Raw genomic sequence first — 11978 nt, 5'->3', positions numbered from 1 at the left:
TATTTGTGGCGTCGATGAAGGCGTTATCCGTTTTCACACCGTACCGTTCTCAACGGTACAAATAGACCGGGAAAGATCACAATTGTAGAAGAATTGGTTCTTGTGTTCGATCCACCAGCGCATGGGGGCAGCGGGGCATTCATCGTTGGTAAGCTCCTGATCGTCACCCGAACGATCCGGGCCCGGCCTGCGTCTCAAGCAACCGATGATCCGGCCATTCAAACGTGACCGCCCGCCGCTCGGCCAGCCTTCACCCGCTCAACCCGATTTTCCCCGTCGCCTGGCCTCGGCTCGAATAACCCGCGCAGGCCCGCCTCACTTGTTGCGGTTGGCGTCCGTGATGCGAAGACCGTAGTCACGCTCCAGCATTTCGACAACTTTGACCAGCGCCCGGAAGATGCCCAGCTCGTTGCTGCCGAACTGATAGCGTCCCGTCATCAGCACCTCCGGATCGATGTCCGCAGGGACGTATCGGCGCTTTAAGCTCTCGTCGCCCTTGTCGAATTTCACGGGATATCGGAACGACCGCCCTTCACCTTCCCAGATGCCCCCTGCGCCGTAGTTCTGGATATTGGCGTTGTAGCATTCGTCTCCGATGATCCCTTCCATATCGATCAGCAGATTCTTGATCGGCTCGATCCTAGCCCGAAGTTCCCTGACGTAAATAAATCGCCGGGCGCCTGCCACGACATGATCGCGCTGCCCCGTGAAGTCATCGGGGAATGACTGCTCGGCTTCATTTTTCAGTTGGGAGATTTCTTTGGCGGGCACACCGTCGAACCTGGCGGCATGCAGTTCTTGAAAAGCTTCGATTTCAAGTTTGGCCATGGACAGACGCTCGTCCCAGCCCTCGGAAATCTCAGAGACAGCGGCAATGATGCTTTCACGAAAGCCGGCAGCAGTCCCGAAGTCCAGCGCTTCAAGCTCAAGATAGGCGGCTTTTTCGGTTTCGATAGTGTGGGCAACCATAACGGCATCATCGTCCCAGCCATCGATTGCCGACTGCCTGATGGCAGCAGTAATATCACTGGGTATTTTCTTGTTCTTCATCGGCAACCTCCTCGGGACACTGACATCTCTGCATGCCTGCCACAGAACGAGCGACCAATTTTTTCACACATATTTCCCGTATCGGCATTTGATAACATTGCGGTCCTGACAGTCCATGCCTTTCCCTCTCGAAATCATCCTCACGCCCACAACGGGCCCGACGCTCCCTGCTCTTTTCGGTGACCGCTAAGATAACTGAATTGCATGACTTGAACGACAGAAATGTTCGCGCAAAGCGGACGTCTATGTGGTTTGTGACCTGCTCGCGAATTCGCCACTAGAGCGGAAATTATTGCCGCTCGCCCGTCCGGTTGACTGATGCCCAAAGCCAGGGCACAAAGGTGGCATCCACGGTCGCTCGCGATGGGAAACAAAGGGAATTTCAAGGCTTTCCTACTAAGCCATTGAAATCGTGTGAGAATCCAGGCCTCCCAGGAAAGTCGTTTTTGACCAATTTTTCGATCTAAATCGGCTCACATCTCCCGCACGGAAAAGTGGCTTCCTTTCAATGAGTTGGGCGATCTCGGCCGCAGTCATTGGAGCATCCGTCGCATTCTAAGGCGGCCAGAAAATTGGCTGGGGATCCGCAAGCAACGGGGCCAGGATCTGACTGTCGAATATTGCGTTGGAAAAAGACCACGCTGACGTTGAAGCAGGTCTTGTCGTCCGCTATCTGCTTCATCGCGGACTTCTTGCAATGAGGCCGACCGTTTGCCATCTATCCAGATGATGTGCCTCACATTGGTCCGATGTCGATAGCTACTTCTCCGTCCCCGTAAACCCTTCCGGCACATCGCCGCGGAAATTGACGGGCGTATCTGTGTACTCACCGATATAGTCGGTTTCGACATTTGCCACTATGGAAGAAGACAAGGGAGCCAGGAGAACCAGGCCGCTTTTAGCCTAATCAAGAGGGCCGGTGCCCTGAATGCTCGCTCACGTGGCCGGGTTGCCGATCATCCGCAGGTGTCGGATTTCGACCGGCTTTGCCAGCAGTCTGTCTATCTGCGATAGAAGCGGTACGAGATGCGGCATTTCCATGTGCTGGTCGAGATCCTCCTGGCTTCTCCAGTTCTCGTAGAAAACGAATACACAGTCATCTGCCGCATCCACATGGAGGTCGTAGTTGATGCAGCCGCCTTCCGCCCGTGTCGGGGCTACCTGACGACTGAGGATAGCCTGTAGCTCATCCCGGTATTCGGGGCGAGCCGTTACGGTTCCGATAATGGTGACGGTCATGATGCCGACTTCTTCTGGCTGAGGGCGACGGCCAGGATGATGATGCCGCCGCGGGCGATCAACTGCTGGCTGAATTCCAGACCCATCAGAATGAGGCCGTTGTTGATAAGCCCGATCATCAAGGCCCCGACGATGGTACCGACCACGGTGCCCTTCCCGCCGAACAGGCTGGTGCCACCAAGCACCGCCGCTGCGATGACCGAGAGTTCGTCACCCTCGCCAAGCTGGAAGCGGCCTGATTGCAGACGCCCTGCATACAGCATGCCTGCCAGAGCCGCCGCACAGGACGACATTACCAGAACCTTGAATTTGATGTTGCGGGTATCGATGCCGGAATAGCGTGCAGCGGTTTCGCCGCCGCCGGTCGCGAGCACACGGCGACCAAATCCTGTGCGCCGCAGCACCATATGGCCGATGACGCCAAGCACGAGCATCCACACCAGCAGCACGGGAATCCGACCAAGATTGCCACCGCCGAACAGCCACGAATAGCCGGGCGAAAGGATCGGAACCGCAGCGGTCGCGGAAATCCACATGGCGACGCCCTTGGCGATGCCCATCATCGCCAGCGTCGTGAGAAAGGATGGAATACCGATGCGCGTGGTCAGCCAGCCGTTGAAGGACCCGACGGCAAGGCCTGTGGCAATCCCTGCCAGCACGCCTGCAAAAGGTCCGCCGACGGCTATCGCCATGGCGACGGTTACCGTCGTCAGGCCTGCCACCGCGCCGACCGAGAGATCGATCTCGCCCGCCGACAGCACGAAGGTGATGGCTATCGCCATGACGGCGATCATCGCCGTCTGGCGCACGATGTTGAGAAGATTGTTGGCTGTCAGGAAGCCCTTGTCGTTCAGCGTCACTGCGAACACGACGAAGATGGCGATGAAGCCGATATAGATGATGTTCTGGCGCCAGTTGGCGGCGAAAGCCTTAAGCATTGATCGTCTCCTGGGCTGCGAGCGCCCGCTGTATTTCGGTCTGGAGCTTTTGCTCCGCTGCCTGCAGGCGATGCGCCGGGTCGTCCACCGCCACTGCCGGATCGTCGAAAGCCTCGCGGGGAAGGTCCGAGTGAACGAGTCCATCCGCCATGACAAGAATGCGGTCGCAAGCGGTCAGCAGTTCCGAAAGCTCCGAGGAGATCATGATGATGGCCTTGCCGGAGGCGGCAAGATCCCGCACCAGACGAATGATCTCCGACTTCGAGCCGATGTCTATTCCGGCTGTCGGTTCGTCGAGAATGAGTATGTCGGGATCTGTGGCCAGCCACTTGCCGATCACCACCTTCTGCTGGTTGCCGCCGGATAGCGTGGCCACGGCGTGGTCGCGGCTCGCCGTTTTGATCGAAAGCCGCGCAATCTGCCTGTCCGTGAGGTCGACCACGGCCTTGCGGTCGACCACACCGGCACGCGACAGCCGTTCGATGACCGCGAGCACCATGTTCGATGCCACCGAATGCGCAGGAATGATGCCCTGGGTGGCCCGCGCCTCTGGAACCAGCGCCACGCCGTTGTCGATCGCATCGCCGGGCTTACGGATCGAGACCTCCCTGCCCTTGATGCTGATCGTGCCGCTTGCAGCAGGATCGATACCGGCGAGCAGCCGCGCAAGCGAAGACCGTCCAGAACCCAGAAGCCCAGCCAGGCCGAGGACTTCGCCGGCGTGGAGCGCGAAGGACACATGCTCAGGCTTGTGTGCACCGCTGAGATTGCTGACCTCCAGCAGGACCTTTCCCCTAACGGAAGCGCCGCGCACGACGTCCGAGAGTCCTTTCGAGCGCTTGCCGACGATATGCTCGATCATGGTGTCGATCGGCAGCTCGGAAAGCGGCGCGGTGACGACGTGCCGGCCGTCACGCAGAATGGTGGCGCGGTCGGCGATGCGGGCGATCTCGTCCATGCGGTGGCTGACATAGATGATTGCGACCCCCTCGACCTTCAGCTTTTGAAGGAAGACGAAGAGGCGTTCAACGTCGGAGACCGCGAGCGCCGTCGAGGGCTCATCCAAAACGAGAACCTTCGCATCCTGCGAAATCGCCTTGGCGATCTCGGTCAACTGCTTCTGGCCAGCACCGAGATCGCCGACCAGGGCGCGGGGATCGACCGAGACCTCAAGCCGCGCAAAAAGTTCAGCGGCGCGGCGCTCCGCGTCCGCATCGTCGATCAATCCGGTGCCGGTGCGGCTTTCACGCGTGAGGAACACGTTCTGCGCCACCGTCAGCGTCGGGATAAGGCTCATTTCCTGGTAGTTCATGGCAATGCCGGCGTCACGCGATTCTTCCGGCGTGTGAGCCGTCAATGCGCGTCCGGCGACGACGACCGTACCCTGATCAGGTCGATGAACCCCGTTCAGTATCTTCAGGATCGTGGATTTGCCAGCGCCGTTGCCGCCCAACAGGGCATGAACCTCGCCGGGCAACACCTCGAGATCGACGCCTTCAAGGGCGCGAACGCCCCCGAAGGATTTCGAAATGCCTGTCATCCGAACGGCTGCGGCGCTGTCGTTCATCCCACCTTCTCCCATACTCCCGACTCACCGGAGCGGATGAAAGCATCCGCGACAAGTTCGGTCAGCAGGCCGTCTTCAAAATTGGGGCTCGGCTGCTTACCCTTCGCGATCGCCTGGAAGAAGTCGTAGCACTCGACGATCTTCGTTTCCGAATATCCGATGCCGAGGCCGGGGATCGGCCAGAGACCGCCACCATAGGGGTGCGCCGGACCGGTATACACGGTACGGAAGCCGCGCGCATCAGCCGGGTCGTCCGCAAACATGACCTGCAACTCGTCACGGCGTTCGTAGTTGAAGTGGATCGAGCCCTTCGTACCGTGGATTTCGAGCGTGATGAAATTGTTGCGCCCATAGGCATTACGGGTCGCCTCAAGGCTACCGATCGCACCATTGGCAAATTTCAGCATCGATACGACTTCGTCGTCCACATCCACGTCGCCACGTTCAGCGTCGGCCGCTTTTTCCGCCGCACCAAGTTTGTCGATACCGCCCTGTTGAAGCGGACGGGTCTTGTTGTAAGTCGTGGTCAGCGCGATGACCTCCGCAATCGGCCCTACCAGATAGTGCGCAAGATCGACCACATGGGTGCCGATATCGCCGACCGCGCCCGAGCCTGCGATCTTCTTCTGGAAGCGCCAGGAAAGCGGTGAATCCGGATCCGCCGACCAGTCCTGCAGATAGGTGCCACGGAAATTGAGGATGCGACCGATCCGACCCTCATCGATGTACTTCTTCGCCAGAGCAACGGCTGGGGTGCGACGGTAGTTGAAGGCCACCATGTTGATCACGCCAGCTTGTTTGACCGCTTCGGCCATGGCGCGGGCTTCGTCCACGGTGCGAGCCAACGGCTTCTCGCAGATGATATGCTTGCCGGCCTTTGCCGCCTCTATGGCGATCTCAGCATGGACATTGTTCGGCGTGCAGATATCGACAACGTCAACATCCGGCCGGTTGACCGTGGCGCGCCAATCCGAGGAAGCTTCCTCGAAACCGAAGCGTTGGCGGGCGTCCTCGGCCATGCCGTCGGTCACATCCACTATCACCTTGCGGTGCGGGATCGCCGGAGCCGGCCAAAAGAACATCGGCATAGCGGCATAGGCCATGGCATGCGCCTTGCCCATGAAGCCGCCGCCAATCATGGCGACGTTCATCACTTTCGTCATCGAGGTATCTCCTAATTTGGTGCAGCGATACGCTGCTTAACATGCCGGCGGGATCAGCGATCGCCTTACCGGGGCTCTCCTGGCGCGGCGCGGATTTTCCGCACCGCGCGCTGTAAGCGGTTTAGTTGCCTAGGCTGGACTTGACGTTGGCGGTCGCTTCGGTCGAATAGACCGTCTTCCACGCATCTAGCAGACTGTCGCGGGTGACAGGTAGAGCCGGCAGGGCGACAAAGGCTGGGGCCGTCTTGCCCAGAAGGGCATAGCCAGCAAGTTTGGCTTCTACGACGCCCGCATCATAGGGCCGCTGGGCGCCGAGGCCCTTGACGAAACCGTTCTGCGCCATCGAGATCGCCACGTTTTCGCCGAGGTCGATCGTGGTGATGATCAGGTCGTCCCGTCCGGCATTTCGCGCTGCGGCGATGACGCCTTCGGCGGGCACGTCCCAGACCGCCCAGATGCCCTTGACGTTCGGGTTGGACGTCAGAATTGCGCCGGCGGCCTTTTCTGCGTCACCGGAGAAATCCGGGCCGCCGATGCCCTGCTCGGCAACGATCTTGATATCGGGATAGTCCGACGCGATGGTCTTCTTGAAGGCGTCATAGCGCTGCTTGGTAACGAAGAAATCCGCAGCGTGGAACACTAGGCCGATCTCGCCCTTGCCATCGAGTGCCTTGGCCATCAGATGCGCCGAGGCAACGCCATTGCCGTAATTGTCAGCGGAGACGACGGAGACGTAGTCCTTGCCCGCCTTGAAGCCGGTAGGCACGTTATCCATGAACACCAGCTTGGTGCCAGCATCCGCTGCGGCCTTGTAGGCCGATGCGGTCGCAGTCGGATCGGTCGGGATGGAAACGATGATGTTCGGCTTCTGCGCCATGATGGTTTCGAGGTCGGCCACCTGCTTTTCGGGCTTGAAGCCGGCATCCGTGACCGCAATGACCTTGATGCCCATGGCCGCGAACTGCGTCTGCAAGCCGTTGATTTGGGCGCGAGACCAGTCATTGCCGCCGTAATGCATGACGATGGCAGCCGTGGCACCCATTGCCTTGACCTTGGCAAGTTCCTCAGCGGTCAACGAGACGCCGGAGGCGGGCGACGGGTCTTCACCCGACGGTCCCTTCGACAGCACCGATTCCTGCAGCTTGGCGAGCGCGGTATCGGGATCGGCGGCAAATGTCGGGGCCGCGATGGACAGCACTGCCGCGATGGCCGCGGAGCACAAAAGAATGCGTCTGGTAATCATGGTTTCCTCCCGTGGATGGGGCACAGCCCCGGTGGCCTTCAATCCTTCTTGAGATCGGCCGATTTTAGATAAGTCATACTGGCACGAGCGCCCTCCAGCGGATCGGTCCAGGCATCGAGTTCCGCGCAGATCCAGCCGGCAAAGCCGATCTCGCGCAAGGCGGCAATAATGCCGTCGGTCGGCACGTCACCACGATCAAGAGGCGTGAAGGCAAACGGCTCGCACTGCAGGCCCTTGAGGTGGACATAGGAAATACGGGACGCGTGATCGCGTATAAGCTGCGCAGGATCGCCACCTGCTGCTGCGAGATGCGCCGTGTCCGGGCAGAAATCGATACCCGTCAGGCCGAAGATCTTTGCGACCTCCTCAGGTCCCTCCACGATTGTGGAGAGGTGGGGATGATAATGGCCGCGCAAACCGTGTGCGCTCGCAATTTCCCCTACCCGATCAAGCGCTGCCGCGAGCTTGTGAAAATCCGCCTCCCGCGTTCCGTCGAAACGCTTTGCGCCGCCGCCGACAACGAGATGCGGAGCACCGAGTTCGGCGGCCCGTTCCGCGGCGCGCGTCACGCGGGCCAACTCCTCAGGAAGGATATCGTCGAAGATGAAGTTTCCGCCAGCATATGCGGCGACAAGGCTCAAACCATTGTCGGACAGCAGGGCACGCATATCCGCCGTGGAGAAATCGAGCAGGTTGCCATCGAAAAGCTCCACACCTTCATATCCTGCCGCTGCAATATCGGCGAAGGCACGCCGCATGTCACCGAAGGTTCGGTAGGAGAGCTGTGTAATCGAGGTGACGCCAACGGCACTTCCGCCGAGCTCCCCCCAGCAATTGGCATGATAAGCCAGCTTGCAACGCTCCATGGTCGTCTCCTCCTAAAGACATTTCCACCTTATATCGACTTGAGTGCGCCTTTAAACCACTCATGTCAACATTTAAAATGCATTTATCAGCAAACTTATGCTGTTTTAATACAAAAGTTTGTTGTTGCACGTCTCAAGGCGAGGATTTATCAAGGCTTATCCGCTTGGTTCGGGTGAAAGGAATAGATATGCCTGCTACGGCGAAGATGGACGCCGATATGCACCCGCGACGGAAGGGGCGTCCGCGCACGGCGGAAACGGCTGCGCCCAGCCTTGTGGAAATTCTCAACCTGGTGCGCACGGAAAAGGCCACGACCCGTCAAGAACTGGAGCGGGAAAGCGAACTTGGTCGCGCCGTGGTGGCAGATCGCCTCGGGACGCTCACCGAGCTCAGGCTCGTCGATGAGAGCGAACTTGGCACGGCCTCAGGCGGCCGGGCGCCGCGGCTCGTGCGGTTTTCCGCAAATCGCGGCAGCATCCTCGTCGCCACCCTCGACCAGACTGCGCTTGGCGTCGGCCTTGCCGATCTCGGCGGCCATCTGAGGATGGAACATCACGAGGCAGCGGACCTGACGCAACCTGTCTCTGCGCTGCTCGACCGGCTCACCATGCTGTTTCGCTGGATCCTCGATATGCAGCCGGACGCCGGTGAGCTATGGGGCATTTCCATCTCCGTGCCTGGTGTCGTGACCGACGCTGGCGAAAGCTTTTTTCAGAATGGCACACCCCCGGTGCTGCCGGGATGGGAGAGCTTTCCGCTGGTCGAGAAACTGATCGAGGGATTCGACGTTCCCGTCTGGCTGCGGTCCAGCGTCGAGACCATGACCATGGGTGAATTTCACTCCGGAGCTGGCGTCGGCCACCGGGCGATGCTGTTCGTCAAGATCGGTAAACGCATCGGCGCCGGGCTGGTCAGCGACGGTGCGCTGTTCCGGGGCGCACAAGGCGCGGTCGGCTTGATCGGCTCCGTGCCGGTCAGTTCGGGTGAGAGGCACGGTACGCTGGAGACCATGGCCGGCTCGGAGTCGATAATTCGTGACGGCCGGATACAGGCGGAGAAGGGCTTGAGCCCGATCCTCGCCGAGCATGCCCGGCGCGGCGGCGAGATCACGGCGATCGAAGTGGCGCAGGCGGCGCATATGGGCGACGCGGCGGCCATCGATATCCTCTCGCAAAGCGGGCGTATGATCGGCCAGGTCGTGGCGACGCTTGCAAACATGTTGAACCCGGAACTGATCGTGCTCTCCGGGTCGATCGCTCAGAGCAACGATATACTGCTGGCAGCCGCTCGCGAGGCCATCTATGGCGCATCCCACCCGCTGGTCAGTCGCGACCTACAGATCATCCGCTCACAGATGGGCAGTTCCTCCGGCCTCGTCGGGGCTGCTATCGTGGCGACGGAAAGCCTGTTCTCGCCAGCCGTACTCCGCGACTGGATTATGGCAGGGCGCCCGCAGGCGCATCCACAATTCGAGGCCCTTCGCGGCCGGTTAGAGGCGCAGACCGCAGCCGTTGCAGCGGTCATGCCGCCGCCCAAAACTTGAGGCGTGTCGATGGTGATTGAAGGACTTGGTCCCCATGGCGAACGCGCATCCGCACCAGAGCGGGTCTTGCTTCTTCCTGAGGACAAGGCACGGGCACGGGCTGCGGGCTTACGCATTGCCATCGTCCTGCATACGCTGGCGAGCGACTGGGCCAAGCAGCAACTGGCCGGTATCGTCGGAACGCTCGGCGACTGCGGTGTGGCGGTTATCGATGTCGTCGACTGCGGTTTCACGCCCGAGGTGCAGATCGAGGCGCTGGACCGCCTGATCCGCGAAGCACCGGACGCCATCATTTCGCTCCCGGTCGCCAATGCCAAGGTCGCCGCGGCCCATGCACGCGTTTCCGCCGCCGGAATCAAGCTCGTGCTGCTTGATAATGTCCCGACTGGTCTACTGCCGGGCAAGGATTACGTATCGCTGATTTCAGCAGACAACTTCGGTCTCGGTAAGATGGCGGCAGAAGGTCTCGCGCCCTATCTCGGCGAGGAAGCCGAGGTCGGTGTGCTCGGATACGAATCGGATTTCTTCGCGACCAACGAGCGCGAGATCGCCTTTGTGAAATGGATGCGTATCAACCGACCGCGCCACCACCTGCATGTCGCCCGATTCCCTTCCCTCACGGAGGCGGGCGCGACGGCTTCGGCGTTAGCAAAAAAGCTTCCGAACCTAAAAGGGCTGTTCGTGGTCTGGGATACGCCGGCCATCGCGGCGGCCGCGGCTCTCGTCTCCGCTGGCCTGTCTGTTCCAATCGCCACAGTCGACCTCGGCAAGGAGGCGGCCATCAGCCTCTCGGGCGGCGGGCCAATTGTAACAATTGCTGCCCAGCAGCCATTCCGGCAGGGGCAGACGGCCGCCTCGACAACGGTAACCGCCCTCCTCAGTCGCCTTACGCCAGCCTGGGTAGCCCTACCCGGCGTTGCGGTAACTGCCACAAATGTGGTGGAATCGTTCCAGACGATCTGGCGGTCTCCGGCGCCTCGAGAAGTCTTGAGGCAGCAGAAGCTTCTCCGCTGAGTTTGGCTCATCTGACGATTTTGTTGTGAGGAGATCCTTCGTCGGTCCAAAATTTGGACTGATGAGACCAGAACCCGGATTGGTCTCATGCGACGGGCTCCGTGCCGCCACACGCACAACTTCGGTGTGCTGCGTGATATCCCACCCTTTTGCGCGTAAAGTTCAGCGCATCGATCCGGAAATAATTGCCGCTTTAGCGCCTGTTGACTGAGGCCCAAAGCCAGGGCACAAAGGTGACATCCACGGTCGCTCGCGATTGGAAAACAGAGGGAATTTCAAGGCTCACCCACTAAGCCATTGAAATCATGTGAGAATCCAGGTTCCCCAACCACGCCTTTCTTTCTCAATAAAATAAGCCACTTAGGCAACACTGAAAAATGCCAACCGGAACAACGTTCCGGTGCATATTTCCGTATCATTTAGCCAAGCGTGACTACCGCTTACTTGGTCGGCCTTGTTCTAGCTGACCTTGCCCCGTCGAAATAATCCATTTTGAAGTAAGCTCTGGCCCATTGAGAGGACCAGGGAATGAAGCGTAACCGTTTTACAGACGAACAGATCATCGGCATTCTGAAGGAGCACGAGGCGGGCGCGCCGGTCTCGGAGCTTTGCCGCAAGCACGGTGTCAGTGATGCGAGCATCTACAAGTGGAAGGCCAAGTTCGGCGGCATGGACGTATCCGAAGTCAAGCGGCTGAAGACGCTGGAGGACGAGAACGCGAAGCTGAAACGGCTTTTGGCAGACGCCATGCTCGACAACGCCGCCTTGAAAGACCTTTTGGGAAAGAAGTGGTGACGCCCGCAGCAAGGCGGAAAGCTGTCGCTCATCTGATGGATCATCACCAGATGAGCGAACCATTGCCCGGCAGGCGGTGTTTACACCGCTGAGAGGGGCGGGCGTGTAAAGCCATGGGCTTTTGCCGTATGGCGATCCGTTACGAAACCAGGCGCAGCGATGACCATGACCTTCGCGAGCGGATGAAGGCGCTGGCGCATGAACGCCGCCGTTTTGGATATCGACGCCTTCATGTGCTGCTTAGGCGCGAGGGGCATCTTGTGAACCACAAGAAACTCTTCCGGCTCTATCGGTAAGAGAAGCTGACGGTACGCAAGCGTGGCGGGCGTAAGCGGGCGATAGGCACCCGAGCGCCGATGTTGATCCCGACGGCTGCCAATGATCGCTGGTCGCTGGACTTCGTGTCAGATCTGCTCACCGATGGCCGCAGGTTCCGGGTGCTTACGGTCGTCGATGATTGTAAAAGAGAATGCTTGGGGCGCGTCGCCGATACGTCCCTTTCCGGCTTGCGGGTTGCCGTTGAGTTGGACCGGATCATCGAAAGACGTGGCAAACCGAA

9 protein-coding genes and 1 pseudogene are annotated in these 11978 nt (G+C 59.8%); 3 read left to right on the top strand and 7 right to left on the bottom strand.

Annotation, left to right across the window (positions count from 1 at the left end; genetic code table 11):
- Nucleotides 1–315: 315 nt before the first annotated feature.
- The 7 genes from EKM04_RS20010 to EKM04_RS19980 form a co-directional block, all read right to left on the bottom strand.
- The gene (locus EKM04_RS20010; protein ID WP_183892976.1) at nucleotides 316–1050 is read right to left on the bottom strand and encodes a hypothetical protein; all 735 of its coding nucleotides are present in this window, start codon (nucleotides 1048–1050) and stop codon (nucleotides 316–318) included.
- A gap of 936 nt (nucleotides 1051–1986) precedes the next feature.
- A complete protein-coding gene (locus EKM04_RS20005; RefSeq protein WP_183892974.1) occupies nucleotides 1987–2289 on the bottom strand; it encodes a putative quinol monooxygenase in 303 nt (100 codons plus the stop codon).
- A complete protein-coding gene (locus tag EKM04_RS20000; protein WP_112953155.1) occupies nucleotides 2286–3227 on the bottom strand; it encodes an ABC transporter permease in 942 nt (313 codons plus the stop codon). The genes EKM04_RS20005 and EKM04_RS20000 overlap by 4 nt, the downstream gene beginning before the upstream one ends.
- Complete coding sequence (locus tag EKM04_RS19995; RefSeq protein WP_183892972.1) at nucleotides 3220–4794, bottom strand: sugar ABC transporter ATP-binding protein; 1575 nt, start codon at nucleotides 4792–4794, stop codon at nucleotides 3220–3222. The genes EKM04_RS20000 and EKM04_RS19995 overlap by 8 nt, the downstream gene beginning before the upstream one ends.
- Entirely contained in the window at nucleotides 4791–5957 is a 1167-nt protein-coding gene (locus EKM04_RS19990; RefSeq protein ID WP_183892970.1) for a levoglucosan dehydrogenase, read from the bottom strand. The genes EKM04_RS19995 and EKM04_RS19990 overlap by 4 nt, the downstream gene beginning before the upstream one ends.
- Before the next feature lie 121 nt (nucleotides 5958–6078).
- Nucleotides 6079–7200 carry a substrate-binding domain-containing protein gene (locus tag EKM04_RS19985; protein WP_183892968.1) on the bottom strand — a complete coding sequence of 374 codons (1122 nt, stop codon included), beginning with the start codon at nucleotides 7198–7200 and terminating at the stop codon, nucleotides 6079–6081.
- Nucleotides 7201–7238: 38 nt separating this feature from the next.
- Nucleotides 7239–8066 carry a sugar phosphate isomerase/epimerase family protein gene (locus tag EKM04_RS19980; protein WP_183892966.1) on the bottom strand — a complete coding sequence of 276 codons (828 nt, stop codon included), beginning with the start codon at nucleotides 8064–8066 and terminating at the stop codon, nucleotides 7239–7241.
- Nucleotides 8067–8254: 188 nt separating this feature from the next.
- Here EKM04_RS19980 and EKM04_RS19975 point away from each other — a divergent pair, with 188 nt between their 5' ends.
- From EKM04_RS19975 to EKM04_RS19965, 3 genes and pseudogenes are all read left to right on the top strand, one after another.
- Nucleotides 8255–9610, top strand: coding sequence for an ROK family protein (locus EKM04_RS19975; RefSeq protein WP_183892964.1), 1356 nt, complete (start codon nucleotides 8255–8257; stop codon nucleotides 9608–9610).
- 9 nt (nucleotides 9611–9619) lie between these two features.
- Nucleotides 9620–10624 carry a substrate-binding domain-containing protein gene (locus tag EKM04_RS19970; protein ID WP_183892963.1) on the top strand — a complete coding sequence of 335 codons (1005 nt, stop codon included), beginning with the start codon at nucleotides 9620–9622 and terminating at the stop codon, nucleotides 10622–10624.
- A gap of 528 nt (nucleotides 10625–11152) precedes the next feature.
- Nucleotides 11153–11978: pseudogene (locus EKM04_RS19965) on the top strand (IS3 family transposase); the annotation flags it as partial.

The organism is Rhizobium skierniewicense Ch11 (assembly GCF_023757665.1).
GTDB classification, from domain to species: domain Bacteria; phylum Pseudomonadota; class Alphaproteobacteria; order Rhizobiales; family Rhizobiaceae; genus Agrobacterium; species Agrobacterium skierniewicense.
This window is presented reverse-complemented; position numbering and strand designations above follow the sequence as displayed.